Source organism: Rhizobium sp. UGM030330-04 (assembly GCF_003208455.1).
In the GTDB taxonomy this organism is placed as follows: Bacteria; Pseudomonadota; Alphaproteobacteria; order Rhizobiales; family Rhizobiaceae; genus Agrobacterium; species Agrobacterium rhizogenes_A.
In genome coordinates, this window is the sequence record NZ_QKML01000013.1 from 123,216 (window position 1) to 148,270 (window position 25,055).

Consider the following 25,055-nt stretch of genomic DNA (forward strand, 5'->3'; position numbering starts at 1 on the left):
TCCCGCTCCGGTGAGCCTCCTCCGCCCACTGTCATCCGTCACGAGACGGACGACGATGGAATGTCCGTTTCATGGATTTGGATCATAAATTCTATTTTTCCCGTTTTCAATAAAAATATTCAGGCTGTCTTGCGAGTTCCCACAGCCACGGCCAGCGTGATGGCCAGACAGAGTGTGGCGGAAAGCGAGCGGAACGCGCCGAAATCGATCTCGGTGACGGTCAGCAGCGTCGCGCCGGATTTGCGGAGCGGATTGACGGCGGAATCGGAGAGCGCCACGACCGGAATGCCGTTGGCGCGGGCGTTTTCCGCCAGTTCCAGCGTCTCGGCGGAATAGGGGGAAAAGGTGATCGCGATCAGCGCGTCGTCGCGGGAAATGGCGCTGATATTGCCGAGTCCGCCGACCGCACTGTGCAGAACCGCCGGCACCTTCATCTTCTCGAAGGCATAGGCAAGGTAGCTGGCAATCGGGAAAGACCGTCGCAATCCGACAATATGCACGGTGCGCGCACCGGCGAGAGCCGAAACCGCCTCGTCAAGCTGGCGTGTATCGACCGATTTCAGCAGCATTTCCAGCGAGGACCGGCCGGCCTCCACGAATTCGGCAAGCAGGCCGGATGCGCTTTCATCGCCCTTTTCACGCAGATGGTCGAGCCGCGTGGCATAATCCGGCCAGCCGCCAACATAGGAATCACGGAACAGCCGCTGCATTTCCGAAAAGCCGGAAAAGCCCATGATCTGGCAAAACCGCATGAAGGCAGAAGGCTGCACACCAGCCCCTTCCGCCATTTCGGCGACGGTGGAAACGGCGATGCGATCCTGATTGGAGGCGACATAATCGGCGCATTGCCGCAATCGTTTCGGCAAACCCTCCGCGACCTGGAGCAGCCGCTCCTCAAAAGCCTTTACGGATTCTGGCGCCTCGATTGCCGTCATTGTCGTTCCTTTGTGCAGACTGAAATCGTGTGCACTTTAACTGCAGTGGAATTTTTATTCCATTGGGTTTTTTGAGGAAGGGCAAATGAGACGGCGGGGGCTTTGTGTGATCGGTCGCCCTCCGTCATTGCGGCCTTTAGCCGAAATCCAGTCGGCGCGCGTCTGCGCGGCGCGAAGAGTCTTTTCACCCCAGGACTTGGGGTGGCTGGATACCGGCTCAAGGCCGGTATGACGGAGATCATATATATGAACGCGCAACGGCGATGCGTTGGCTCAGTGCAGCCCGCCAACCCCAAGATGCGTATCGATAATATCCGGGTTCTCCGCAAGATCGCTGGACGGCCCTTCCCAGACGATGCGGCCGCGTTCCATGATGATGGCGTGGTCGGCGAAGTCGATGGCCATCTGGATGCGCTGTTCGACGAGGAGGATGGTCATTTCGCCCGATTGCGCCAGTTTGGAAAAGGCGGCCATCAGCTCCTCGCAGATGACGGGGGCGAGGCCTTCGAGCGGTTCGTCGAGCAGCAGCACGCGCGGCTGGCCGAGAATGGTGCGGGCGGTGGAGAGCATCTGCTGTTCGCCGCCGGAAAGTTGCGAGCCGAGATTGCGGCGGCGCTCCTTCAGGCGCGGAAACAGCGTATAGGCTTCTTCGATCGCGGATTTCGGTCGACCCTTGAGGCCGACGAACAGGTTCTCCTCGACGGTCAGCGTCGGGAAAACATCCCGCGTCTGCGGCACGTAACCGAGGCCGGCTTTGGCACGGGCGGCACTCGGCAAGGCGGCAATGTCCTCTCCGCCGAGGCGGATATCGCCGGCGAAACGTTTCGTCTGGCCGGCCAGCGTGGCGAAGAGGCTGGTCTTGCCGACGCCGTTGCGGCCGAGAACGGCAAAACGCGAACCTGATGGCACCGAAAGCGACAGGCCTTCGATGACGCGGGTCGGGCCGTAACCGGCGGTCAGGTTGACGATTTCAAGCGGCGCTGCGGGCATCGGCGTAACTTCCCAGATAGGCTTGGCGGACTTCCGCATTGCTGGTGACATCATCAGGCGAACCGTCGAAGATGACCGCGCCTGCGGCGAGCACCACGACACGTTTGGCAAAACGAAAGACCAGATCCATGTCGTGCTCGATCATCAATATGGCGAGATCGGCGGGCAGCCGGTCGAGCGCCTGCTCGATGCGCGCCGTTTCCGTGGAAGGCACGCCGGCGGCCGGCTCGTCCAGCAGCAGGATTTTCGGGCGAAGCGCCATGGCAAGCGCGATCTCGATCAGCCGCTGCTGGCCATAGGCGATTTCACGCACCCGCGTTTCGGCAAGCGCGAGAAGGCCGAGCGTGCCGAGAATATCGCGTGCTTCGCTCATCACCGCGGGCATGGCGCGGTAACGGCCGAAAATCCGGCCGGTCTTGCCTTCGCGCTGGAGAATGGCGAGCGCCACATGCTCCTCAGGCGTCATGTCCTGAAACAGCCGTGTGACCTGAAACGAGCGGACGAGGCCGCGTTTCACCCGCTGGCTGGCGCTGAGGCCTGTCACATCCTCGCCGGCAATGCGCACCGTGCCGGCCGAAGGTTTGATGTTGCCGGTGACGAGATTGACGAAGGTCGTCTTGCCGGCGCCATTGGGGCCGATCAGCACCGTGCGGTCTCCCGGCGATAGCGACAGCGAGACGTTGTTGGTGACGACGAGGCCACCGAAATTCTTCTGCAGGCCGGATACTTCAAAAATGGCGCTCATTTGCGATCTCCCCGCAGGCGCGCAATGATCTGCTCACCCGCGCCGTAAAGCCCGCGTGGTGCAAAGAGCACGACGGCAATCAGCAGCAGGCCGACGATCGTCAGCCAATGGAACGGATTGGCGGCTGAAACGACATCTTCGAACCACATGAAAGTGACGGTGCCGATCAGCGCACCATAAAGCGAACCCGCGCCGCCAAGCACCAGCATGACCAGTGCTTCGGCCGAAAGCGTGAAGCTGAGGCTGTCGAGGCCGACGACCTGGGTGGAAATGGCGTTGAGCGCACCGCCAATGCCGGCGACGACGCCTGATATGACGAACATCTTCAAAATAGTACCGTTGACGGAGCCGCCCATGGCCTGAATGCGGATGCTGTCCTGCTTGACGCCGCGGCACAACATGCCGAAGGGCGAATTGACCACGACCCTGAGGGCGAGGAAGACGACGAGCAGCAGACAGACGCCGTAAATATAGGCGGTGCGGCCGAAAAGATCGAATTCGAAGGTGCCGAACAGCGCGTCCGGGGAAACGCCGGCAAGCCCGTCGCTGCCACCCGTCCAGCCCGATGCCTTGTTGGCAGCCTCATGGAACAGGTGGATGACGGCGATGGAGAGAACGAGCTGCGGCAGGCCATGGGCGCGCAGGAGAACCGTGCCGGAGACCAGACCGGCCACGCCGCCCGCGCCCGCGCCGATCACGGTCATCAAAAGCGGATCGGTGATCTCGAAATGGGCGGCGGCGATGCCGGCGGCATAGGCGCCCGCGCCGAAGAGCGCGGCATGGCCAAGCGTGGCGACGCCGCAATAGCCGGTGACGAGATCGATCGACAGCACCAAGAGAGCAATGGCGATGATGCGGGTCAGAAGCGCCAGATTATCCGGAAACAGGTAATAACCGGCAATGGCGGCGATAATGATGAGGAGCGGTCCCGCAAGCGTGCGCAGCGGCGAGCGCGCCTTCGGGATTTCTGCCGTTTCAGTCACGTCATTCATGAGCACCGCCATCTCATTTCGCCCTTCCGAGAAGGCCGCGCGGGAACAAGGTGATGATCACGATGACCGCCAGGTAAAAGAAGAATTCGCCATATTCGGGCGCAAGATACCGCCCGGTCGTATCGATGGCGCCGAGCAGCAGACAGGCGATCAGCGCGCCGGGAATGGAGCCCGCGCCGCCGACCGAGACCACCACGAGGAAGGTAACCATATAACGCAGCGCATAATAGGGTTCGACCGGCAGCAGTTCCGCGCCGATGACGCCGCCCATGGCGGCAAGGCCGACGGCGATGGCGAAGCTGACGGCATAGATAACCTCGGTGCGCACGCCGAGCGCGGCGGCCATGGCGGCATTATCGACAGCAGCGCGCAGCTTGATGCCGAAGGCGGTCTTCTCGAAGGTGAACCACAATGCGCCGGCCACGGCCAGACCGCAGGCAATGGCGAAGATGCGGTGGGTGGCGATGGTGCGGAAGCCGAGATCGGTGGGGCCGGCCAGCTGCTGCGGCAAGGGAATGGTTTTGAGTGTCGGCCCGAAGACGAAATTGGCAATACCGATGATGCAGAACGTGATGCCGATGGTCATCAGCACTTGCGTCAGCTCCGGCGCGCCATAGATGCGGCGATAGAGAAAACGCTCAAGCGGAATGGCAATGACAATGGTGCCGACGATGGCGACGAGGATCGCCACGGCGTAACCGAGGCCGAGGCCATGGGCGGCATAGGAGGCGAGATAACCGCCGATCATGGCGAAGGCGCCGTGCGCCAGATTGACCACCCGCATCAGCCCCATCGTCACCGATAGGCCGATGGAAATGATGAACAGGACCATGCCATAGGCAAGCGCATCGATGAGGATGCTGAAGACCGTCTGCATGCTGAAAAGCTCCTCCCGGTGCTGCAACGCCCGTCCGGGCCGGAACCGAACCGCCATAGGGGCGGTTCGACCGTTTCAAGAATGGCCGCCATTGTCGCGGCGAGGCCCGTATCGCCGGTTATTTCGCGGCGGCGAGGCCCGGATCGCCCTGTTTTTCGAAGGTCTGGACTTCCTTGTTGTAATAGCTGCCGTCATCGGCCTTGGCCACTTCGCGCAGATAGATGTTCTGCGTGATGTGGCGGCTTTCCGGATCGATGCTGACAGGGCCGCGTGGGCTTGTCCAGGAAAGACCCTTCACCGCGTCCACCGCCTTTTCCGCATCCTGTTTGCCGCCGGTCGCCTCGATCATCTTGCTGATGACATACATGCCGTCAAAGGCGCCGACTGCGGGGAAGGACAGCTCCTTGGGATTGCCGATCGCCTTGGCGGCGGCTTCCACGAAGGTCTTGTTCTCAGGGGAATCATGCGAGACGGCGTAATGGAAGGTCGTCTGCATGCCGAGTGCGGCTTCGCCAAGCGCCGGCAGGTCGGATTCCTGTGTCAGATCGCCCGGTGCGAAGAGCTTGACGCCTGCGGATTTCAGGCCGTTATCGTTGAAGGCCTTGACGAAGCCGAGCGTGGTGGGGCCTGACGGCAGGAAGGCGAAGACGCCTTGCGCGCCGGAATCCTTCACGCGCTGCATGATCGGGCTGAAATCATTGGTGGAAAGCGGCATGCGGATGGTTTCCACCACCTCGCCACCGGCGGCGGTAAAGGCCGCCTTGAAGGCGTTCTCGGCATCGACGCCCGGGCCGTAATCGCTGACCAGCGAAATGACCTTCTTCACGCCGCCATCAAACGCCACCTTGGCGATGGGGGTGGAGGTCTGCCAGGTGGTGAAAGAGGTGCGCACCACATAGGGGCTTTTCGTCACGATGGCCGAGGTGGCGGCATTCATGATGACCATCGGCACATTGCCCTGCTTCAGCAAAGGCGTGACGGCCATGGCATCAGGGGTGAAATAGAAGCCGGCGAGATATTGCACGCCTTCCTTCACTACCAGCTCCTGCGCCAGCGCCTTGGACTGCGCCGGATCGGCCTGCGGCACATCGCGATAGACGACCTCGACCGTGTCATCGCCGATCTTGTTGCCGTGAAGGGCGAACCAGGCATCGATGCCGGCCTTGAAGTTCTTGCCCTGTAGCGCAAACGGGCCGGAGAACGGACCGACCACGCCCACCTTGATCGTCTCGGCATAAGCGGCAGTACTGAAGCAGATGGCCGCGATTGCGGCGGTGATCCGTAGTTTCATGATTTCCTCCCAGTTGATCCGTGGCTCCCATCCACCGATCCAGGCTGCCAGATTGATGAGTGCCGTGGCCAAAGTAAAATGAAATAAGGGGGGTAATAAATAACCTGACGGTTATCAATACCCTGCCATTCCGCTCTGCCCCCATACCGGATCGGACATTAAGCGCCGCCCGGCGATTCTCAAACCGGCGACCGCCGGCGATGGCGTGAGGTGAAGACAGCTTCGGGCAAACCCGGTGCGGAATAGTGCTTGCAGGGAGGCGAAAACCCGGGACTTTAACCAGTTCGAAGGGGATTTTTCGTAGTCTCTCGAAGCATATTTTTGAACTTTACTTGGTGTCTTGATGGGCGAATATCAGAATAAAGCTGTTGAGCTGATGCGAAATCGCATTGGAGAAAATATGCTCAACAACAGGATCGAGCGTCGTGAGGCATTCCTGCGCAAGGCGCTCACGCTCTATCATGCCATGGGCGGAACGGCGGAAGATATTCAGGCGGCGTTGAAGGATGCCGCATCCACACCGGCTCCAGCCATCGATCTGGCCGTCGGCGACGTCATGTACAAGCTCGCGGCGATCGGCCACGTTGCCGATATCGATATCATTCAGGCGGGTTACAACAAGCTCGACGCAGCCAATCTGCATATTCTCAGCAAGGGAAAGAAGCTGCTGCAGAAGCAGCGGGATCAGAAGCTCGCCGCCGCCACGACGACGAAATAGGCTCACCGCATTTTCGCAGCGGGGTTGCAGTGCATGCTCCAAGGCGAGGCTGGAGCATGCATGGTCACAAGCTTGTGCCTCAGGTTATGATCGGAACCCAGATCTCCACGGTTCCACGCCCTGTTTGTGGATCGAAGCGCCGGTCATAAAGCTCGAAATCGGGAGAGGGGGCGGTCTTCAATCCGGCATCGGGCAGCGCCTTGTTCCAGATCGTATAGACCGTTCCGGGAAGATCCGAGACGTGGCCGTTATGGACAAAAACCGCATAGGATTGTGCGGGCAACTCGACATGATCCATGCCCGGCGTTTTCTTCAGCGCCCTGACGCCGGCGAGATATGTGCAGTTTCCGGCTTCATCGGCAACGCTGCAGACGCCGTAAGCGGCCCCGGCCACCGCCTCCTCGACGTCGCTTTCGCGCATGTTGAAGGCCTGCCACAGTGCCGGAATGGCGCCGTTGTTTTCCAGCGAGCAGGTGGTGCTGAGGCCGACCACCATAAAGGCGTCGCGCCGGCGTATTTCCGGCGGCTGGACGTCGACGAACATGTCTTTCTTCATTTTGAATGGCTCCATGAGATCAAGGGACGAGGTTGATCGGGCCTTGCGAACAATGCTTGGTAATGTGTTGAAATAATTCGCAAAGGCTCGTGTGAACGCCTCATGGGACCCGTATCCCGCACCGAGCGCGACGGTGAGGATGTCAGCATCGCACCCTGCGATGGTTCTGGCCGCCTCGGATAGTCGGCGCGCGCGGACATAGGACATGATCGACAGACCGGTGGAAAGCTGAAACAACCGGCACATATGATGCGTGCTGATGGCGCAGCGGTCGGACAGGACCGTCAATGTCAGGTTTTTATGCAGATCGGTTTCGATCTGCCAGATAAGCTTGTCCAGAGCGGGCATGGGGTCTCCTGTGGTTCACACCCGCACCATGCAAAACCGTTCCGCTTCATGCTTGATCGGGTTTGACTTGTTGTCGCGCATAAGGCCGACAATACAGGAGACATCCGAACATTGTCGGCCTTATGCGCCGCCTCTCGCAAATTAACGGGTTGCCAGCGCGCCCCGGAGGTGAACACGCTGGCATGGCCGTTCCGTCTGGCGGCGTCAGGCGATTTGCGGCGACACAATCTCCTGCCATGCCTCATAGGCGGAGAGGACCGTTTCCATCTGCGCGGTATGGCCGGTGATGAAATCGTCGCCATAGATGGTTTCATCGGGATATTCGGTGATCAGCGTCATCGGCACGGTGTGGCGGTCGTCGATGGAGGACAGGCACGGGAAGCCGTTGATGATGCGGAAACCGGTTTCGCCGGCGTGGATTTCATAAAGCGCGATCTGGCGGTTGTTGTAGTCCAGAAGGCCGGGTATGGCGCCCAGATGGCGGGTTACCTTGTCGAGCAGGGCTTCCGCCTGACTTTCCCAGTCCGCGTGGTGGCGGATGATGAGGAAGAAGCCTTTCGGCAGCGTCCACATGGCGAAATTGCGCGGCACATAACCGGATAGAGGCCGGGTCCACTCGTGTGAGGGATAACCGTGCAGGTTCACATGCAGGCGCGCGCCACTCATCTCCTGCGCCTTGAAGCGGATTTCCTTCTCGTTGAGATGCGCCCCCGAATTTTCCGGGGTGCGATATTCGAGATCGTCGCCAAGAGCGGTGTAACGCGCGGCATGATGCATGTGGCGCGGATTGTCGACGCGCAGGCGCTGGTGCAGGGCGTAGCCGTCGGGGTTTTCCAGCGGCGAGATGGTGAAATGCGCGCCCTTGCGCTCCGCGAGTTTGCGGGCGGCGCGGATGGCGCCGACGATGCCTGTCGTCTCGTTGGGGTGCTGGCCACCGCTCACCATCACGGCGGCATCGCTGCCGGCCACGTAACGGGCGGCAAGGACGCGACCCGAGCGCGAGCGGGCGTCGAAGGTCTCGCCGCCGATCTCTTCAAGCAGCTTTACGAGCTGGCCTGCCGCGACCGGTTCGCGGGCCGTATCGATCGGCTGCTCGCCGCCATCGAGGAAGGTGGTGCTGAGCGCGCGGGTCTCGATGCGCAGCGAGATTCCGCCTTCGCTTTTGACAATCTCCGGCACGATCTGGCCGGGCTTCAGGCCCCGGTCACCCAGCGGGCGGCCGGATTTCTTCTGGAAGAACTCCAGGAGCGAGAAATAGAAATCCTCGTGCAGCGCTTCACGCAGGCTGACGACCTCATCGCCGACGGAAAGCGGTAGGTCTTCGGCCGGATGCGCGACGCGGATGTTCAGTTCCTCGAAATAGGGCTCCTCATCGCCCCAGCCGTGGTTGGCGACGGCATGGATCGCCGCTTCGAAAAGCCGCTCGTAATCCGTCTCCAGCAGCTCGCCCGCAGCCTCGCCGGCGGGCCGGAACCAGCCGGTTGGCGAGACATTGGTTTCGCCGACGATATCGGTATGAACCCGGTTTGGGGCCAGAACCTTCAGGGTTTCCTTCCTGCCATTACGGCTCAGCGTAACGTCATAATGGAAGGCGTCGTCGTCGCGGGCGATAAAATCGATCTTCGCATCGCCCACCAGAGCCGCCAGCGGGTAGGCCTCCAGCCGGAAACGGTTGGCGGGGGCGTTGGCGTGCACGGGGTAACGCACCTCGATGGTGTCGACGCCATCCAGATTGATCTCTTCCAGAAAGGTGAAGAGAAGCGGTTTGTAGGCGCTGCGGATGCGGGCGCTGACGCCTTTTTTCTTCAGCCTCTCTTCGGCCTCGCGGCGGCTTTTGGCGTCGTCGAAGGTCCAGGCCTCGAAGGACTGGCCGGGTGTCGCGCGGGCGACGAGGGTATCCAGAGTACGCTCGAAGGTCTGGTCGAAAATCTGGCTCATCTGGATTACCTCGAGGTTCTGCCTGTTGGGTCAAGGCTGTCGCGCAGCCAGTCGCCGAGAAGGTTGAGGCCAAGCACAGTCAGCAGGATGGCAAGGCCGGGGAAGACGCTGACCCACCATGCGGTCTGCAGATAGGTGCGGCCATCCGCCAGCATGCCGCCCCAGCTCGGTATGGTCGGATCAACGCCGAGGCCGAGGAAGGTAAGGCTGCTTTCCAAGAGGATGTTGTTGGCGACATTCAGCGTCATCAGGACGATGACCGGGCCGATGAGGTTCGGCAGCAGGTGCTGGAGGATGATACGCCAGTCCTTCACGCCGATGGCGCGGGCAGACAGGATGAATTCCCGCTCCCGAAGCGTCAGCACCGAGCCGCGCACGAGGCGGGCATATTGCACCCATTGAGACACGATCAGCAGGATGATGGTGTTGGTGAGGCTGCCGCCGACAATGGCGATGAAGGTGATGGCCAAGAGAATGAAGGGCATGGCGAGCTGGATATCGGCAAAGCGCATGACCAGCATGTCCCAGAAGCCGCGATAATAACCGGCGACCAGGCCGACCGCGACACCGAAGATGACCGCACCGATGACCGAGGTGAAACCGACCAGCAGCGAAATCTTGCCGCCGGCGACGACACGGGCGAGCACGTCACGACCGAGCGGATCGGTGCCGAGCGGATGGGCGGCATTGGCGAAGGGCTTGGCAAGGCGGGCCATCAGGTCGATCTTGTCAGCCCCGCCCGGAAACAGCACGTCGGAAAAGACGACGGCAAGGCAGATGACTGTCGTGAGGAACGCGCCGAGGACGAATTCGAGATTGGTGAAGCGCGCGAGACGCGAGGTTTTGGCAGCCATCGTCACTTACTCCGTGCGGATGCGCGGATCGACAAGCCCATAGGCGATATCGACCAGAAGGTTGATGCCGACGATCATCAGCGACAGCACGGTGATGACGGCCTGAAGCACGGGATAGTCACGCGCGCCGACCGCATCGAAGGCAAGCGTGCCGAGGCCCGGCCAGTTGAAGACCCGCTCGATGACGACGATACCGCCGAGCAATCCGCCGAATTGCAGGCCGAAATAGGTGATGAGCGGAATGGCGCAGTTGCGCAGCGCGTGTTTGTAGAGAACCTTGCTTTCGCTGAGACCCTTGGCGCGCGCCACCATGACATATTGCGAGCGCAGCGTATCGAGCATGGCCGTGCGCACGAGGCGGACATTGGTGGCCGTCAGGATGACGCCCATGGTGACGGCGGGCATGATGTAGCTTGCAAAACCGCCCATGCCGCTTGGAGGCAGCCAGCCGAGCGTGATGGAGAACAAGAGCACCAGCATGGTGGCGAGCCAGAAGTTCGGGAAGGAAAGGCCGATGAGCGAGAAGATGCGGATCACCTGATCGGCCGTCTTGCCGCGCGAGGTCGCCGCCTTGATGCCGAGCGGGATGGAAAGCGCGATCGACACCGCCATGGAGATGAAGGCGAGCAAAAGCGTGGCGGGCAGGGCATCGGCGATGAGGCGCGAGACCGGCGTGCTGCCGGTGAAGCTGCGGCCGAAATCGAGCGTCACGAGGCCCTTCAGGAAGCTGAAATATTGCACGAAGAACGGCCGGTCGGTACCGAGCGCCGCGCGAATGCGCGCCAGATCGTCTTCCGTCATGCTGCCGCCGCCCTGGAACATGGTGACAGCCGGATCGCCGGTGAGGCGGATGGCGAAAGAAACGAGAAGGGTGATGGCGATGACGACAAAAATCGCCTGCAGCAATCGCTTGATGAGGAAACCGGCCACGTTTTTTACCTTGAAGAGAGACCCGGCCTTGCCCGCGTTGCGGCGGGCAAGGTGTGTTGATCAGAAAACAGCCTGATTATTCGACGGTGACGTCGGTCAGCTTCAGGCGGTTATCCGGCGGTGCGACGAAACCCTTGACCCGCTTGTTGATGCCGTAAATGGCATTGGTGTTGTAAAGCGGGATTTCCAGCGCGCGTTCGGCGGTATAGCTGCCGATTTCCTTGAGGATCTTTTCGCGCTCGGCACGGTCGGTCAGCGGACGCTGGGATTCAAGCAGCTTGTCCAGCTTTTCGTCCTTGTCGTAAGGGTTCCACTTTTCACCCGAGTGATACATGGAATAGGCCGTGTTGTCGTAATCGAAGGTCCAGCCGCCCCATTTCTGCTGGAACATCGCGCCGGTCTTGCCCTGCGGGATGATGTCGTTCAAGAGAACGTTTGTTTCGTAAGGCTTGATGGTGGCGGTGATGCCGACCATGGAGAGGTAGCTGGAAATAACCTGCGCCACCTCGTTCATCGTCGCGTCATTGCCGCGGATATCGATCTGCAGCGCCGCGCCTGCCTTGACGCCGGCTTCCGCGAGCAGCTTTTTCGCGCCTTCCGGATCGTAAGGCAGCGGCTTCAGTGCCGGGTCGTAACCGAAGGACAGCGCGCTCTGGAAGCTTGCGATTTCCGATGCCTGGCCGGCGAGGATCGACTTGACGATGGTGCCGCGATCGACGGCCATGATGATCGCCTTGCGCACCTTCGGATCGGCGGTGATGCCGTCACGGGTGTTGAAACGCAGCGCATCGACCGTCGGGCCGGGAACGCTGACGATCTCAAGCTTGGAATCGCCTTCGATGACCGGGATCATGCCGATCGGGATGGTGGGCGGAATGACGAGATCGACACGGCCGGCCTGCAATTCGGCAACGGCGGTCGCCGGCTCGGCGATGAAGCGATATTCAAGCTCGGAAAGTTTCGGCGCACCGCCCCAGTAATCGGGGTTGGCTTCCAGCTTGATATTGGTCTTCGGCGCGTAGGAAACGAATTTGAATGCGCCGGTGCCGACTGGGTTGAGGTTGAAATTGTCCTCGCCCTTTTCCGTGATGTAGGCAGGCGGAACGATCATGCCACCATAACCGGCAAGCTTGGTCAGCAGCACCGGATCGGGCGCCTTCAGCTTCATGTCGACGGTGTAATCGTCGATGACATCGACGCTTTCGATGGCGACATAGTTGGAGCGCTGCGGTCCCTTGGCACCCTGTTCGCCGAGAAGGCGCTCGAAGGTGAACTTGACGGCGGCGGCGTTGAAGGGTTCGCCATTGTGGAACTTGACGTTCTGGCGCAGCTTGAAGCGGATGCGCTTGCCCTCATCCAGCTCTTCCCAGGATTCGGCAAGGCCGGGCACAACCTTCAGGTCCGGGCCGCGATAGGTGAGGCCATCGAAGATGTTGGTGGCCACAGCCGCCCACTGCACGAGGAAGGTGTCGATCGGGTCCCAGCTGCCCGGGTCCTGCGGGCTGGAAATGGTCATCTTGCCGGCGGCAAGAGCCGGTGCGGCGGTAAAGGCCGTGGCGGCCATGGCAAGCGCGACGAACGTTGTCGTCATCCCCTTTTTGATCATTGTCATCTACCTGTTCCTCTTCAGATGGTTGCGGTTCTGGTTGTTATTCAGGCGCTCTTCGCGATGAAGTGGCCCGGATTGATTTCCTCATGGGCGAGAATGGCCGGCTCGTCGCCGACACGGCGCACGGGATTGGGTATTTCGCCCTCGATCATGGCGATGCGGCGCTCGATGGTCGGATCGGCGACCGGCACGGCGGAAAGCAGGCGGCGGGTATAATCATGCGTCGGCGTTTCGAACACCTGCCGGCGGCTGCCCATTTCCATGATCTGGCCAAGATAAAGCACGGCGACGCGGTGGCTCATCTTTTCCACGACAGCCATGTCATGGCTGATGAAGAGATAAGCGAGGCCACGCTCGGCCTGCAAATCCATGAACAGATTGATGATCTGCGCCTGAATGGAGACATCGAGCGCCGAGAGCGCCTCGTCTGCGATGATCAGCTTCGGATCGGAAGCCAGCGCGCGGGCAATGCAGACGCGCTGGCGCTGGCCGCCGGAAAACTCGTGCGGATAACGCGCGGCATGTTCGGAGCTGAGGCCCACACGCTCCAGCAATTCATCCACCCGCCGGCGTACCGCCTTCTGATCATTGATCAAACCGTGGGTGTTGATCGGCTCGGCAATCGAGAACCCAACCGTCTTGCGCGGATCGAGCGAGGCGAAGGGGTCCTGGAAGATATATTGCACTTCCTGGCGCATGCGGAAGCGCTCCGCCGCCGACATTTCAGAATAGCTGCGTCCGTTGAAGGCGATCTCGCCTGATATTGCGGTCTGCAATTGCTGAATGGTGCGGCCGATGGTGGATTTGCCGGAACCGGACTCGCCCACCAGCGCCAGCGTCTCGCCGGCGTGAATATCGAAGCTCACCTTCTGCACGGCGCTGCAACGGTGCGTCGCCTTGCCGAACAGGTTCTTGCGAATATCGAAACGCACGAACAGGTCCTTGACCGACAAAAGCGGCTTGGCGTCATATTTCGCGGTGTTCTGCACACGCTCCTCGCCGACCACCACCGGCTGGCCGTCCTGCAGCACGGTAAGCGGCAGGCGCTTGGGAAATTCTTCGCCTTCCATGCTGCCGAGGCGCGGCACGGCGGAAAGCAGGGCACGCGTGTAAGGGTGTTGCGGATTGGCGAAGATATCCTTCACCGGGCCTTCCTCGACCTTCTTGCCCTTCCACATGACAACGACGTCATCGGCCATTTCCGCCACCACGCCCATATCATGGGTGATGAAGACCATGCCCATGCCGAGCTTTTTCTGCAGGTCGCGCATGATGTTGAGAATCTGCGCCTGAATGGTCACGTCAAGCGCCGTCGTCGGCTCGTCGGCGATCAAAAGCTTCGGCCGGCAGGCGAGCGCCATGGCGATCATCACCCGCTGGCGCATGCCGCCGGAAAGCTGGTGCGGATAACGCTTCAGAAGCTCGGCCGCATCGGGCAGGCGCACCATTTCGAGCAGCGTCTGTGCTTGCGCCAGCGCCGCCTGCTTGCCCATCTTTTCATGCAGCACAAGCACTTCGCAGATCTGGTCGCCGATGGTGAAGACGGGGTTGAGCGAGGTCATCGGCTCCTGGAAGATCATGGCGATCTCCTTGCCGCGGATCGCGCGCATCTCCTTTTGCGACGCCTTCAGCAGGTCCCTGCCTTCAAACAGGATCTTGCCGGTGGGGTAGGTCGCGCCCATCATGTCGGCAAGGCGCATGGTGGACAGCGAGGTGACCGATTTTCCCGATCCGGACTCGCCGACAATCGCCACGGTCCGGCCGGGCTCCACGCTGAAAGAGATATCGTCCACGACGCGGCTATTACCGAACTCGACGCTCAGGCCTTCGACCGAGAGGAGGGCGTTGCGGTTTGCGGCAGTCATGTCAGCGTCTCCGGCTTGGCGTGCGCGGCAATTCTGGCGCGGCCATCTGAATTATGGAAGGGCAAAGGGTGTGGAATAAGGGCTCGGTATGCAGGGATGTGCGGGAGGCGGTGAATGTCGCGGAAAAGCGCATGGTGTCTCACGCCACCTTGAGGGTGCGATGCACATCGGATGCGGCTGGCGGACGCGGATATTGCGATCTTTTTCCGGCCCTGAAAGCAACCGCGTCGGTGCCGGCAGAACGCGCGGCATCGGCCCCGGAATCGATGATGTGCATGAAATTGTATTCCCCACCCTTGTTTTACAAAAAAGCTAACAAAACCGGACAATCATGTCCAGAGTGTTGAACAATTTTTGTGTACTGCTCTACAAATGCGCAGGTGCATTTATTTTGGGCGCGAAGCGAGGGCGAGATGAACGTCAGCGTGTTTCCGGGCGGGCGCCGCCGGTTGGCCCACCGGGCATATGGATGTACGCAATCTCGCCATACACGAAATCATCCTCGTGTTTTTCTCGAGACTCCATTGATTTCAACGGTTGCAGATCCCCCGGATCAGGCCCCCGAGCGGACTGCGGAGGGATTGGCGGGCGAATTTTGTCTTGATGTCCGCAAGCGTAGATGATTGTGCTGCTTCTCGTCGTAGAAGGCGGATATGGATCATCGAAAAAGGATAGAGAATATGACGAATGGAACGGGTGCGGTCAGACTGTCCGGCTTCCTGCGCTGCACATCGGTGGAGGATATCCGGCTTGTGGAAACCCATCTTCCCGAACATCTTCGTCTGAAAAGAGCGGAGCCCGGCTGCATTTCCTTCGACGTCACCCGGACCGACGATCCTCTGGTCTGGCGGGTGGAGGAGCTTTTTGCCGATCGCGCCGCCTTTGATTTCCATCAGCAGCGGACGCGGGCATCGGAGTGGTTCACGGCCACCGTCGCCATTCCACGGGATTATGAGATAACGACGCTGGCTTGAATACGGGTTGGCCGCAGCGACATTCCTGCCGGCTGCGGCCTGATCGTATCGTGACGATACCTATTCCCTCGGCATGCCGACCGGCGGGGCAAGGCGTCGCTGCGCGGCAATTCGGAAGGGTGCGTTCATCGCGCCATAACCACCGTAAGCGCCGCGCCTTTCGATGATCTCGAAAAAGAAACCTTCCCCGAAGGTGCGGCTGTAGATCTGGAAATATTCGCCATTGTCGTCGCGGTCATAAAGAATGCTGGCGGCCCTCAGCGCATCGGAAAATTCCGGCTCCAGCCCGAAACGGGCTTCCAGATCGTCGTAATAATTGCGCGAGATCGGCAGGGCGTGAAAACCGCGCGCCTGCAAGGCTTTTGCGGTGGCGAAGATATCGTCGGTGGCAAAGGCGATGTGCTGGATGCTGGTGCCGAAACCCTCGGCCAGAAATTTGCCGGCGAAGGTCTTGCGGTTATCCGCACCGTTCATGGTCAGGCGGAAATGCGGCGCCGGCACGCTTTCAATCGCCTGGCTGCGCACCAGCCCGCCGGGATCGACCACATCGACCATCGGCGTGCGGCGGGTGGAAAACAGCGAGGTGTAAAACAGAAGCCAGGTCAGCATTTCATCGTAATGCGTTGTTTGCGCAAGATGATCGATCCGCATCAACCCGGCAGCGCCCTGTGCCTTCGGACTGCCTGTGGAGACGAATTCCTTGTCCCAGATGGAGGCGAGCGCCGGCGAGGCATCGAGGAAATAGATGACGCCGTTGCCCACGCCCTGAATGGCGGGAACGGTGACTTCGCCTGATTTGCGCGGTTCGGCAAAGGTCGGTGCGCCGAGCGCTTCCGCCCGGGCAAGGGCTGCCCCGGCATCATCGACCTTCAGGCCGAAGGCATAGGCATTGGTGCCGTGGATGGAATAGGACGCACCGGCGAAACTGTCGCCGTCATCGCTGGTATTGATGACAATGCGGATATCGCCCTGCGTATAAAGATCGACATTGCGATTGCGATGCCTTGCGGTTTTTTCAAAACCGAGCGTGGCGAGCAGGGTCTCCAGATGGGCCTTTTCCTCCGGCGCGGTGGTGAATTCGACGAATTCCACCCCTTGCGTCTCAACCCGTTCCGGCATGGCGGGCACGTCGATGCGAATATCGGGTTCGAGGCGGCGCACCTGATCCATGAGGTTGACGAGCGAACGGTGCCCGTCTTCGGCGAGCAGCCGGGCCGAGCCGCCGCGGAACTGATCGTTGAAGATTTCCAGCGATAGCGGGCCGCTATAGCCGGTGGCGGCGACGGCGCGCATGAAATCCACGACAGGCAGATCGCCTTCGCCCGGCATGTTGCGGAAATGGCGGCTCCAGTAGAGCAGGTCCATGTCGATCAGCGGCGCATCGGCCAGCTGCACGATGAAAATCTTGTCGCCGGGAATGGAGCGGATCGAATTGGGATCGATCTTGCGCGACAGCGTGTGGAAACTGTCGAGAATGATACCGACATTGGCGTGGTCGGCGCGGCGCACCACCTCCCAGGCATCGCGGTGATCGCTGATATGGCGGCCCCAGGCCAGCGCCTCGTAACCGACGCGCACGCCATGTCTGGCCGCAAGCTCGCCCAGTTGATGGAAATCGGCCGCCGCGCGGTCGATGCCGCCAAGCGAGACCGGCGAGACATTGGAGCAGATCAGCATCAGATCGGTGCCGAGCTCGCCCATGATATCGAATTTTCGCTGCGCGCGCTCAAAGGCGCGGGTGCGGTGCGGTTCCGGCATGCCCTCGAAATCGCGGAACGGCTGGAACAGGGTGATATCCAGACCGTGATCGGCGGCCAGCGCCTTCACCTCGCGCGGCGAGGCGTCATAGGTCAGGAAATCGTTTTCGAAAATCTCCACGCCGGAAAAGCCCGCCTTGGCGATGGCCGCCAGTTTTTCGGGGAATTCGCCGCTGATCGATACGGTTGCAATGGATGTGCGCATTGGCATGCCGTGTCTTATCGTGTCATAGCTCGCCATATTGCCTTCCTTTTCAGCCTTATGTACTGATTGGTTAATAATCAGGGCGTGACCGGAAGCCGGCCGCCCCACCGATGGAATGGATGATGACCAAAAGCGCGACTTCGAACGGAACCCGAGGCAGCCGGCAGGCGAAGCGCGATCCGGAGGGGGTTCGCCGCGACATTCTTTCGGTGGCCATGGAGGAGTTTTCGCAGAACGGCCTTTCCGGCGCCCGCATCGATGAAATCGCGGCGCGCACGCGCACGTCCAAGCGCATGATCTATTATTATTTCGGCGACAAGGAAGGCCTTTACAAACGCGTCCTGGAAGAGGCCTATGCGCAGGTGCGTGGCGGCGAAGGCAGTCTTGAGCTGGATGATCTCGAGCCGGTCGCCGCGCTTGAGAAGCTCTGTCGGTTTACCTTCGAGCACCATCGCCGCAACCCCGCTTTCGTGCGGATGGTGATGACGGAAAACATTCACCACGGCAGGCATATCAGGGTTTCCGAAGCGATCCGCGACGTCAACCGGCCAGCCATTGAAATCATGCGCCGAATATTGAAGCGCGGGCAGGATGCCGGCCTGTTCCGGCCCGGACTGGACGCTCTTGAACTGCATTGGCAGATCAGCGCCCTGTCTTTTTATAACGTCTCGAATACCGAGACCTTTTCGTTCAATTTTGGCAACACGCTTTTTAGCGAGGCCGGCCAGGAAGCGCTGTCCGCGCATGTGGCGGAGATGTTGCTGCGCTATGTCTTGAGGCCCGAGCATATTACGCGGATCGGGAAAGGCGATTGATGAGGTGGCGCAGCGCCACCTCATAACCTTCGATGCCAAGGCCGGCGATGACGCCTTCGGCGCGGGTCGAGACATAGGAATGGTGCCGGAAAACCTCGCGTTTGTGGATGTTGGAAATATGCACTTCGATGACAGGTGCTTCGAAGGCGTTCAGCGCATCGAGGATCGCCACCGACGTATGGGTGAAGGCGCCGGGATTGATGACGATGCCCGATGATTTGCCGCGCGCCTCGTGAATCCAGTCGATCAGCTCGTATTCGCGATTGCTCTGGGCGAAAAACAGCGCATGACCGGCGGCTTCCGTGACGGTGCGGCAGTTGGTCTCGATATCGGCCAAGGTCTCATAGCCATAGATTTCCGGCTGGCGCTGGCCGAGCAGGTTGAGATTGGGTCCGTTCAAAACGGTGAAAAGGCTCATGCCACGCCCTCGGCCATGCAAAGTTCGGTGAAATGCGCCGTCATGCGCTCTGCATCGGGCTCGCGGCCGCAGAAGAGGCGGAATGCGCCGACGGCCTGAAACACGGTCATGCCGCCGCCGGGCAGGGTGCGACAGCCCTTTTTCGCCGCCGCCGCCAGCAATTCGGTGACGAGCGGCATATAGACGATATCGGCCACCCAATGCCGCTGCTCGATGAGAGCGGCCGCAACCGGCATGCCGGGATGGGCGGGCATGCCCATGGGCGTTGCATGGATCAGACCATCGGCGAAGGGCAGGGAGGCCGCCGGGTCTGTTACGGCAAAGGCGCGGCCCTTGCCGAAACGGGCGTTCAGTTCGCCGGCCAGCTGCCGCGCACGCGCAAGGTCACGGTCGAAAATATCGAGATGGGCTATATCGAGCTTCAGCGCCGCATGGGCCACGGCCACGCCAGCCCCGCCCGCGCCGACCAGCAGCGCCCGGTCACGCCTCGCATCCGGCAGGCCGCGCACGAAGCTTTCGTAAAAACCGTACCAGTCGGTATTGTGGCCGATGCGGCGGCCATGCCTGAAGACCACGGTGTTGACGGCGCCCAGCATACGGGCATCGTCGGACAGCTCATCGAGGTGGGCGATAACCGCCTGCTTGAACGGATGGGTGATGTTGGTGCCGGCAAAACCGCGCGCCTCCAGCTCGTCGAGCAGGTCGGGAAGCGCGCTCGGCGGCAGCCTGCGGGCGGAGACATCCACCAGTTCGTAGGAATAGTCGAGGCCGTGGGCGGCGCCCTCGCGCATATGCAGCGCCGGCGATTTGGAAAGCTGGATATCGGCGCCAATCAGGCCGACCTTGAATGCGGTTTTCTCTGTCATGATCACGGGTCGCTCATCGGACGGGGTGGGAGAGGCGGGACAATCCCGCCTGTCTGCGAGCGCGCGAACCTCAATGGTGGGCGAGAATTTCGCCGAGGAACGTGCGGGTACGCTGGTGCTTGGGGTCGCGGAAGAATTCTTCCGGCGGACCTTCCTCGATGATCTCGCCTTCCGACATGAAGACCACGCGGTCGGCCACCTGCCGGGCAAAACCCATTTCATGGGTCACGCAGATCATCGTCATGCCGTCGCGGGCAAGGCCGATCATGGTGTCGAGCACTTCCTTCACCATTTCCGGATCGAGCGCCGAGGTCGGCTCGTCGAACAGCATGGCTTTCGGCTCCATGCACAGCGCCCGGGCAATCGCCGCGCGTTGCTGCTGGCCGCCGGAAAGCTGGGCGGGGTACTTGTCCGCCTGATTGAGAATGCGCACGCGCTCCAGATATTTGCGCGCCGTCGCCTCCGCGTCGGCTTTGGAGACGCCCTTCACCCGCATGGGGGCGAGCGTGCAGTTTTCCATGATGGTCTTGTGCGGAAAGAGATTGAAGCTCTGGAACACCATGCCCACCTCGCGGCGCACCGCATCGATGGCGCGGCTGGAATCCGAAAGCGTGGTTCCCTCGACCGTGATCTTGCCCTCCTGGATTTCCTCCAGATGATTGATGCAGCGGATGAGGGTGGATTTTCCCGAACCCGACGGCCCGCAAAGAACGATCTTCTCGCCCTTGCGAACGGTCATGTTGACATTTTTGAGCGCATGGAAGGCTCCATACCACTTTCCAACCCCTTCAAGGGCGATCAGCGGAGCCTGAGCGGCGGATTGCGGCATGGAACTTTCCTTCATGCTTGGCAGCGGTTTCAGTTGACGGTGTAGGGGATGTCAGGAAGCGAGGCCGGGAATTGCGGCACCGGGCGCTTCATCCATTTGGCATAGACTTTTTCGAGGTCGCCATTGGCCTTGATCCTGTCCAGATAGGCGTTCAGCGCTTCGTTCCAGTCCTTTTCGCCGGGACGCGTGGCGGCGCTGTTGTAAAGGGTCACGAGATCGAACTTTACCTCGTAGTCCTTGCCGCCGGCCGCCGCGAGACGATCGCCGTAGAACTGGTTGCCGCCGATCGCCTCGATCTGCCCCGACAGGATCGCCTGAATGGTGGCGGCGTCGTCATCGAAGCGAAGGATATTCGCCTTGCTGCCCGCACCGGCGGTCAGGGCCGTATCCATCGGGCTGGATTTCGGCGCGCCGACGGTCATCCCCGTCAGGTCGTCGAAATTGGCGATTTTCCTGTCCCTGGTGGCATAGACCGACATGACATTATGCGCGTAAGGCTGCGCATACTGGACATTTTTCGCGCGTTCCGGCGTCATTCCCATCGATGCGAACAGTGCGTCGACCTTGCCGGTGCGAAGCGAAGGAATGCGGTTGGCGACCGCAAGCGGCACGAACTCCACCTTCACTCCGAGATAATCCGCAAACCCCCTTGCCAGATCGGCATCGTAGCCCTCCTGGACACCGGTGGAGTTTATGAAGCCCCAGGGCGCATTGTCGCCCTGGATGCCGATAATCACCTTGCCGCTGGATTTTGCCTCTTCCAGCGTTCTGGCATCCGCGCCTGCGGGTGTCAGGATTGGCAGCAGCGCTGCCAATCCGACTGCAAGGGCTGTCCGCCAACCTGTCCGGTTGTTGAAAATTCCCATCGGTTGCTCCTCCCGATATCAGCCTCGCCTGATGCTCACTTCACGGTGAACGGAATGTCGGGCAGGCTGTCCGGGAAGGCCGGCACTTCGCGCTTCATCCACTTGTCATAGATTTTGGCCAGCTGGCCATCCGAGTTGATCTTGTCGAGGAAGGTGTTGATGGTCTCGTTCCAGTCCTTTTCACCCGGACGGGTGCCGGCGCCGTTATAAAGCGTCGTCAGATCGAATTTCGGCTCATATTTGCCTTCGGCCGCCGTGTTCAGGCGGTCGCCATAAAACTGGTTGCCGCCGACCACTTCGACCTGACCGGAAATCAGCGCCTGAATATTGGCGGCGTCATCGTCGAAACGCAGGATGTTGGCCTTGGAACCGGCGCCGGCGGTGATCGCCGTATCCATGGCGCTGGACTTCGGCACGCCGACGGCGATGCCGGTCAGATCGTCATAGCCGGCGATCTTCTTGTCCTTGGGGCCATAAACGGAAAGGACGTTGCCGGCATAGGGCTTGGAATACTGGATTGTCTTGGCGCGTTCGGCCGTCATGCCCATGGTGGCAAAAAGCACGTCGACCTTGCCGGTCAAAAGCGCCGGGATACGGTTTGCCACGGCGAGCGGCACGAACTCGACCTTGACGCCGAGATAGTCGGCAAAGGCCTTGCCGATATCGGCATCGAGACCGTCCTGCACGCCGCTCGAATTGACGAAGCCCCAGGGCGAGTTGTCGCCCTGAATGCCGATGACGACCTTGCCCTTGGCCTTGGCTTCCTCCACCGTGCCGGCGAAAGCGTCGGCCGGTGCGACGAAGGGCAGCGCAACCGCTGCCGCGGCAAGCGCCATGAGGGTGCGACGTGAAAATTTCATGCTGGTGGTTTTCATCTTTTGCTCCTCCTTACAAAGCTGATGAGATGATTTTGACTAGCGGGACGCGGCCTGCAGCCGCTTTTCGACGCCGGCGCCCCACAGGGAGAGCGGCCAGCAGATCAGGAAATAGATGATGCCGACGAGGGCAAAGACGGTGAGCGGGCGGAACGTCTGGTTGGAGACGATCTGGCCCGCCCGCGACAGCTCGACGAAACCGACGATTGCCGCAAGCGAGGTGCCCTTGATGAGCTGCACGAGGAAGCCGATGGTGGCCGGCAGCGAAATCTTGAAGGCCTGCGGCAGGACCACGTCCTTCATGCGCGACAGGTAATGCAGGCCGAGGGCGTTGGCGGCTTCCGTCTGGCCCTTCGGCACCGCCTGGATGCCGCCGCGCCAGATTTCGCCGAGGAAGGCGCTGGCGTGCAGGGTAAAGGCGATGGCGACCGCAATCCAGGCATCGACATTGAGGCCCGCGAGCGCCACGCCGTAATAGACCACGAAAAGCTGCATCAGGAGCGGCGTGCCCTGAAAGACGGCGATGTATCCGGTGCTGGCCCGCTGGATCGCCACGTTATCGGCAACGCGGGCAAGCGCCACGCACAGGCCGAAGACGCCGCCGCCGATGAAACCGATCAGGGTCAGGGCAAGCGTCCATTTCAGGCCTTGCAGCAGGAAGAAGAGTTCGTTGGGACCGATGGAAGCCATTGTCTTTTCCTCACTTGACCGGATAGCTGAACGATGCGCGGGAGATGAGCGAGAAGATGCCCATCATCAGCGAGGAAATGACCAGATAGAGCAGGGTGATCGAGAAATAGACCTCAAACGACCGGAAGGTGTCCGCCTCGATCTTCTGCGCCACCGAGGTAAGCTCGTAGGCGGCGATGGAGGTGCAGACGGAAGTGGTCAGCGTCAGCATGATGAACTGGCTGGTGAGCGAGGGATAGACCGCCCGCAGCGCCGGTTTCAGGATGATGTGGCGGAAGATCTGGGCGCGGTGCAGGCCGAGCGCCAGTCCCGCCTCCACCTGGCCTTTTGGAATGGAATCGACGCCGCCGCGAATGATTTCAATGGCATAGGCGCCGCCGTTGAGAGCCAGCGCGATGATGGCGGTAACCGTGGGGTTGAGCCTTATACCGATCTGCGGCAGGGCGAAGAAGATGAAGAATATCTGCACCAGAAACGGCGTGTTGCGGATGACTTCCACAAAACCGATGACGAGACCGCGCAGCAGCCGGAACCGTGAACGGCGGGCGATGACACCGAATACCCCGATGACGGTTGCCAGCGACATGCCGGCAATGGCAAGGCCGATCGTTGCCAGACAGGCCAAAAGCAACTCTGGCAGCTGGTCGAGGACCGCTGAAAAATCGAGACTGTAAGACATTCTTCCTCCCAACCCGTGCGGGTCCGGACAGGCGTTCCGCCTTGTCCGCATCGCCCTGGAAGCCTTTCGGCGCCAAAGCCCTCCATTCGCCTGGCCTTGCCCCGAGGGTTCTTTCTCCTCGCTCGCGGCATGGCGTCGACAAGATTGTTTGTACCAGTTAGTTCATTTTTGTGTCAAGCGCTTCAGCCGGTTAAAAAGCAGCTGAAAAGCTGTTTTTTATGCATCTGTCATTTTTGAGAAAGTCTTGTGTTATCAACGGCTAATGCGCGGATGCGCAAGCGTTTTCAAGGCACGGTGACGCCGCCGCCGAAGAGGTGGCGGGAGGCGTCCGGGATGCCGATTCCAGAGCGAAAACCGTCAGGCTTTCCGGCTAGTCTTCGCCCGCACCCAGCCTGTCCATCTGTCCGGCGAGGCGTTCGGCGATCAGCAGGCAAGCGCCCGTCGCCGTCACCATTTGCGGCAGTGTCATCCATTCCAGCATCCAGCCCGCGCCCGACCTTTCCTGTTCATGGACAAGCGACTGGTGCAGCGCGGAGATCTGCACGGCATTGAAGCGTGCCAGTGTCACCAGCGTTTCGGCATTCACCGGATTCTGCTTGTGCGGCATGGCCGAGGAACCGCCGCCGCCGGAGAGGCGGATTTCGGCGCCGAGTTCCGCCATCAGCGCAATATCCTGGCCGAACTTGCCGAGCGTGCCGGTGATGAGGGAGAGAATATTGCCGAATTCGGCAATGCCGTCGCGCTGGCTCTGCCATTGCGGCCTGTCGGCAAGGCCGAGGCGCTTTGCAAGATCGGTGCGCACGGCAGCGGCATGGTCGCCAAGTTTCTCCAGCGTGCCGGCCGCGCCGCCGAATTGCAGGGCAAAGCCGTTCCGGGAAAAGGTTTCAAGCCTCAATAGGTGGCGCTCCAGCGGCGCGATCCAGCTCGCCGCCCGGTCGGCGACGGTGATGCCGATGGCGGCCTGCATGCGGGTATAGCCCGTCAACGGGTTATGGCCGTCGCGAGAGGAGATGTCTCCGAGCGCATCGATGAGGTGGCCAAGCCGGGTGGCAATGATTTCCGCCGCCGCCTTCAACCGCAGCATCAGGCTGGTATCGATGACATCCTGGCTGGTCGCGCCGAAGTGCACCTTCTCCGCCGCTGGAGAGGTGACCGCCGCCCGCATCTGCCGCACCAGTTCCGGCACCACCACGCCATCCTTTGCGACGCCGTGGCGAAGCGCCGTCATATCGGCGGCGAAGTCGGCAAGCCCCGAAACGATCGTTTCCGCCACATCTTCCGGGATGAGGCCTGCCCCTGCTTCCGCCTCGGCCAATGCCCGCTCGAAACGGACCATGGCGTCGATATCCGCTCTCGCTGAAAACAGCTCGACAATCTCGCTGTCGCCGAACAGGCCGGACAGGAACGGATGTTCGAAAGGGGAAAGGCTCATT

The 25,055-nt window shown here is 61.0% G+C and carries 25 protein-coding genes; 3 read left to right on the plus strand and 22 right to left on the minus strand.

Going from position 1 to position 25,055, the window contains the following annotated elements; genetic code table 11:
* Positions 1 to 119: 119 nt before the first annotated feature.
* The 6 genes from N434_RS19665 to N434_RS19695 all read right to left on the minus strand — a co-directional run bounded on the left by N434_RS19665 (position 120) and on the right by N434_RS19695 (position 5,830).
* On the minus strand, positions 120 to 935 hold the full coding sequence (locus N434_RS19665; protein ID WP_065116991.1) for a MurR/RpiR family transcriptional regulator: 816 nt from the start codon (positions 933 to 935) through the stop codon (positions 120 to 122).
* A 273-nt stretch (positions 936 to 1,208) separates the two neighbouring features.
* Complete coding sequence (locus N434_RS19675; RefSeq protein WP_110759967.1) at positions 1,209 to 1,925, minus strand: ABC transporter ATP-binding protein; 717 nt, start codon at positions 1,923 to 1,925, stop codon at positions 1,209 to 1,211.
* A complete protein-coding gene (locus tag N434_RS19680) occupies positions 1,906 to 2,670 on the minus strand; it encodes an ABC transporter ATP-binding protein (protein WP_110759968.1) in 765 nt (254 codons plus the stop codon). Before N434_RS19680 ends, N434_RS19675 begins: the two co-directional genes overlap by 20 nt.
* Entirely contained in the window at positions 2,667 to 3,674 is a 1,008-nt protein-coding gene (locus N434_RS19685) for a branched-chain amino acid ABC transporter permease (protein WP_110759969.1), read from the minus strand. The genes N434_RS19680 and N434_RS19685 overlap by 4 nt, the downstream gene beginning before the upstream one ends.
* 1 nt (position 3,675) lies before the next feature.
* Complete coding sequence (locus N434_RS19690; protein WP_065117122.1) at positions 3,676 to 4,539, minus strand: branched-chain amino acid ABC transporter permease; 864 nt, start codon at positions 4,537 to 4,539, stop codon at positions 3,676 to 3,678.
* Positions 4,540 to 4,657: 118 nt separating this feature from the next.
* Positions 4,658 to 5,830 carry an ABC transporter substrate-binding protein gene (locus tag N434_RS19695; RefSeq protein WP_065117121.1) on the minus strand — a complete coding sequence of 391 codons (1,173 nt, stop codon included), beginning with the start codon at positions 5,828 to 5,830 and terminating at the stop codon, positions 4,658 to 4,660.
* 343 nt (positions 5,831 to 6,173) lie between these two features.
* On the opposite strand from N434_RS19695, the gene N434_RS19700 reads away from it, so the two are divergent.
* A complete protein-coding gene (locus N434_RS19700) occupies positions 6,174 to 6,548 on the plus strand; it encodes a hypothetical protein (RefSeq protein ID WP_065116987.1) in 375 nt (124 codons plus the stop codon).
* Positions 6,549 to 6,627: 79 nt separating this feature from the next.
* On the opposite strand, the gene N434_RS19705 is transcribed toward N434_RS19700, so the two are convergent.
* The 7 genes from N434_RS19705 to N434_RS25830 all read right to left on the minus strand — a co-directional run bounded on the left by N434_RS19705 (position 6,628) and on the right by N434_RS25830 (position 14,925).
* The gene (locus tag N434_RS19705) at positions 6,628 to 7,452 is read right to left on the minus strand and encodes an AraC family transcriptional regulator (RefSeq protein ID WP_110759970.1); all 825 of its coding nucleotides are present in this window, start codon (positions 7,450 to 7,452) and stop codon (positions 6,628 to 6,630) included.
* A 204-nt stretch (positions 7,453 to 7,656) separates the two neighbouring features.
* Complete coding sequence (locus N434_RS19710; protein WP_110759971.1) at positions 7,657 to 9,390, minus strand: M14 family metallopeptidase; 1,734 nt, start codon at positions 9,388 to 9,390, stop codon at positions 7,657 to 7,659.
* 5 nt (positions 9,391 to 9,395) lie between these two features.
* Positions 9,396 to 10,244, minus strand: coding sequence for an ABC transporter permease (locus N434_RS19715; RefSeq protein ID WP_020811984.1), 849 nt, complete (start codon positions 10,242 to 10,244; stop codon positions 9,396 to 9,398).
* A gap of 6 nt (positions 10,245 to 10,250) precedes the next feature.
* Positions 10,251 to 11,174, minus strand: coding sequence for an ABC transporter permease (locus N434_RS19720; protein ID WP_037092271.1), 924 nt, complete (start codon positions 11,172 to 11,174; stop codon positions 10,251 to 10,253).
* Positions 11,175 to 11,250: 76 nt separating this feature from the next.
* Entirely contained in the window at positions 11,251 to 12,786 is a 1,536-nt protein-coding gene (locus tag N434_RS19725) for an ABC transporter substrate-binding protein (protein WP_110759972.1), read from the minus strand.
* A 41-nt stretch (positions 12,787 to 12,827) separates the two neighbouring features.
* Positions 12,828 to 14,648, minus strand: a complete 1,821-nt coding sequence (locus N434_RS19730) for an ABC transporter ATP-binding protein (protein WP_110759973.1) — start codon at positions 14,646 to 14,648, stop codon at positions 12,828 to 12,830.
* 139 nt (positions 14,649 to 14,787) lie between these two features.
* A complete protein-coding gene (locus tag N434_RS25830; protein ID WP_181424025.1) occupies positions 14,788 to 14,925 on the minus strand; it encodes a hypothetical protein in 138 nt (45 codons plus the stop codon).
* 403 nt (positions 14,926 to 15,328) lie between these two features.
* Here N434_RS25830 and N434_RS19735 point away from each other — a divergent pair, with 403 nt between their 5' ends.
* Entirely contained in the window at positions 15,329 to 15,622 is a 294-nt protein-coding gene (locus N434_RS19735) for a putative quinol monooxygenase (protein WP_110759974.1), read from the plus strand.
* A 60-nt stretch (positions 15,623 to 15,682) separates the two neighbouring features.
* Here the strand turns inward: N434_RS19735 and N434_RS19740 are convergent, their stop codons facing one another.
* Positions 15,683 to 17,584 (minus strand): bifunctional sugar phosphate isomerase/epimerase/4-hydroxyphenylpyruvate dioxygenase family protein, encoded by a 1,902-nt coding sequence (locus tag N434_RS19740; protein WP_110759975.1) that lies wholly within the window; start codon positions 17,582 to 17,584, stop codon positions 15,683 to 15,685.
* 122 nt (positions 17,585 to 17,706) lie between these two features.
* Between N434_RS19740 and N434_RS19745 the strand changes: the two genes are divergently transcribed.
* Positions 17,707 to 18,399: a TetR/AcrR family transcriptional regulator gene (locus N434_RS19745; protein WP_065117118.1), complete on the plus strand. Its 693-nt coding sequence runs from the start codon at positions 17,707 to 17,709 to the stop codon at positions 18,397 to 18,399.
* On the opposite strand, the gene aroQ is transcribed toward N434_RS19745, so the two are convergent.
* From aroQ to N434_RS19785, 8 genes are all read right to left on the minus strand, one after another.
* Positions 18,374 to 18,817, minus strand: a complete 444-nt coding sequence (gene aroQ / locus N434_RS19750) for a type II 3-dehydroquinate dehydratase (RefSeq protein ID WP_065116982.1) — start codon at positions 18,815 to 18,817, stop codon at positions 18,374 to 18,376. The two genes, N434_RS19745 and aroQ, sit on opposite strands and share 26 nt — an antisense overlap.
* On the minus strand, positions 18,814 to 19,683 hold the full coding sequence (locus N434_RS19755; protein ID WP_110759976.1) for a shikimate dehydrogenase: 870 nt from the start codon (positions 19,681 to 19,683) through the stop codon (positions 18,814 to 18,816). Before N434_RS19755 ends, aroQ begins: the two co-directional genes overlap by 4 nt.
* Before the next feature lie 70 nt (positions 19,684 to 19,753).
* The gene (locus N434_RS19760; protein ID WP_065117116.1) at positions 19,754 to 20,512 is read right to left on the minus strand and encodes an amino acid ABC transporter ATP-binding protein; all 759 of its coding nucleotides are present in this window, start codon (positions 20,510 to 20,512) and stop codon (positions 19,754 to 19,756) included.
* Positions 20,513 to 20,541: 29 nt separating this feature from the next.
* On the minus strand, positions 20,542 to 21,378 hold the full coding sequence (locus tag N434_RS19765) for a transporter substrate-binding domain-containing protein (protein WP_110759977.1): 837 nt from the start codon (positions 21,376 to 21,378) through the stop codon (positions 20,542 to 20,544).
* Positions 21,379 to 21,413: 35 nt separating this feature from the next.
* Positions 21,414 to 22,253, minus strand: a complete 840-nt coding sequence (locus N434_RS19770; RefSeq protein ID WP_065116980.1) for a transporter substrate-binding domain-containing protein — start codon at positions 22,251 to 22,253, stop codon at positions 21,414 to 21,416.
* A gap of 39 nt (positions 22,254 to 22,292) precedes the next feature.
* Positions 22,293 to 22,943, minus strand: a complete 651-nt coding sequence (locus N434_RS19775; RefSeq protein ID WP_065116979.1) for an amino acid ABC transporter permease — start codon at positions 22,941 to 22,943, stop codon at positions 22,293 to 22,295.
* A gap of 10 nt (positions 22,944 to 22,953) precedes the next feature.
* On the minus strand, positions 22,954 to 23,622 hold the full coding sequence (locus tag N434_RS19780) for an amino acid ABC transporter permease (protein WP_110759978.1): 669 nt from the start codon (positions 23,620 to 23,622) through the stop codon (positions 22,954 to 22,956).
* Between the two features lie 370 nt (positions 23,623 to 23,992).
* Positions 23,993 to 25,054: a 3-carboxy-cis,cis-muconate cycloisomerase gene (locus N434_RS19785; RefSeq protein ID WP_110759979.1), complete on the minus strand. Its 1,062-nt coding sequence runs from the start codon at positions 25,052 to 25,054 to the stop codon at positions 23,993 to 23,995.
* Position 25,055: the final 1 nt, after the last annotated feature.

What these genes read in the sequence shown, in the direction of transcription:
- N434_RS19775 (WP_065116979.1), bottom strand. Translation starts at nt 22,943, where the DNA reads ATGGCTTCCATCGGTCCCAACGAACTCTTCTTCCTGCTGCAAGGCCTG.
- N434_RS19725 (WP_110759972.1), bottom strand. Translation starts at nt 12,786, where the DNA reads ATGACAATGATCAAAAAGGGGATGACGACAACGTTCGTCGCGCTTGCC.
- N434_RS19760 (WP_065117116.1), bottom strand. Translation starts at nt 20,512, where the DNA reads ATGCCGCAATCCGCCGCTCAGGCTCCGCTGATCGCCCTTGAAGGGGTT.
- N434_RS19710 (WP_110759971.1), bottom strand. Translation starts at nt 9,390, where the DNA reads ATGAGCCAGATTTTCGACCAGACCTTCGAGCGTACTCTGGATACCCTC.
- N434_RS19715 (WP_020811984.1), bottom strand. Translation starts at nt 10,244, where the DNA reads ATGGCTGCCAAAACCTCGCGTCTCGCGCGCTTCACCAATCTCGAATTC.
- aroQ (WP_065116982.1), bottom strand. Translation starts at nt 18,817, where the DNA reads ATGAGCCTTTTCACCGTTTTGAACGGACCCAATCTCAACCTGCTCGGC.
- N434_RS19705 (WP_110759970.1), bottom strand. Translation starts at nt 7,452, where the DNA reads ATGCCCGCTCTGGACAAGCTTATCTGGCAGATCGAAACCGATCTGCAT.
- N434_RS25830 (WP_181424025.1), bottom strand. Translation starts at nt 14,925, where the DNA reads ATGCACATCATCGATTCCGGGGCCGATGCCGCGCGTTCTGCCGGCACC.
- N434_RS19745 (WP_065117118.1), top strand. Translation starts at nt 17,707, where the DNA reads ATGACCAAAAGCGCGACTTCGAACGGAACCCGAGGCAGCCGGCAGGCG.
- N434_RS19675 (WP_110759967.1), bottom strand. Translation starts at nt 1,925, where the DNA reads ATGCCCGCAGCGCCGCTTGAAATCGTCAACCTGACCGCCGGTTACGGC.
- N434_RS19695 (WP_065117121.1), bottom strand. Translation starts at nt 5,830, where the DNA reads ATGAAACTACGGATCACCGCCGCAATCGCGGCCATCTGCTTCAGTACT.
- N434_RS19765 (WP_110759977.1), bottom strand. Translation starts at nt 21,378, where the DNA reads ATGGGAATTTTCAACAACCGGACAGGTTGGCGGACAGCCCTTGCAGTC.
- N434_RS19740 (WP_110759975.1), bottom strand. Translation starts at nt 17,584, where the DNA reads ATGCGCACATCCATTGCAACCGTATCGATCAGCGGCGAATTCCCCGAA.
- N434_RS19785 (WP_110759979.1), bottom strand. Translation starts at nt 25,054, where the DNA reads ATGAGCCTTTCCCCTTTCGAACATCCGTTCCTGTCCGGCCTGTTCGGC.
- N434_RS19755 (WP_110759976.1), bottom strand. Translation starts at nt 19,683, where the DNA reads ATGACAGAGAAAACCGCATTCAAGGTCGGCCTGATTGGCGCCGATATC.
- N434_RS19665 (WP_065116991.1), bottom strand. Translation starts at nt 935, where the DNA reads ATGACGGCAATCGAGGCGCCAGAATCCGTAAAGGCTTTTGAGGAGCGG.
- N434_RS19685 (WP_110759969.1), bottom strand. Translation starts at nt 3,674, where the DNA reads ATGGCGGTGCTCATGAATGACGTGACTGAAACGGCAGAAATCCCGAAG.
- N434_RS19770 (WP_065116980.1), bottom strand. Translation starts at nt 22,253, where the DNA reads ATGAAAACCACCAGCATGAAATTTTCACGTCGCACCCTCATGGCGCTT.
- N434_RS19735 (WP_110759974.1), top strand. Translation starts at nt 15,329, where the DNA reads ATGACGAATGGAACGGGTGCGGTCAGACTGTCCGGCTTCCTGCGCTGC.
- N434_RS19730 (WP_110759973.1), bottom strand. Translation starts at nt 14,648, where the DNA reads ATGACTGCCGCAAACCGCAACGCCCTCCTCTCGGTCGAAGGCCTGAGC.
- N434_RS19700 (WP_065116987.1), top strand. Translation starts at nt 6,174, where the DNA reads ATGGGCGAATATCAGAATAAAGCTGTTGAGCTGATGCGAAATCGCATT.
- N434_RS19780 (WP_110759978.1), bottom strand. Translation starts at nt 23,622, where the DNA reads ATGTCTTACAGTCTCGATTTTTCAGCGGTCCTCGACCAGCTGCCAGAG.
- N434_RS19680 (WP_110759968.1), bottom strand. Translation starts at nt 2,670, where the DNA reads ATGAGCGCCATTTTTGAAGTATCCGGCCTGCAGAAGAATTTCGGTGGC.
- N434_RS19690 (WP_065117122.1), bottom strand. Translation starts at nt 4,539, where the DNA reads ATGCAGACGGTCTTCAGCATCCTCATCGATGCGCTTGCCTATGGCATG.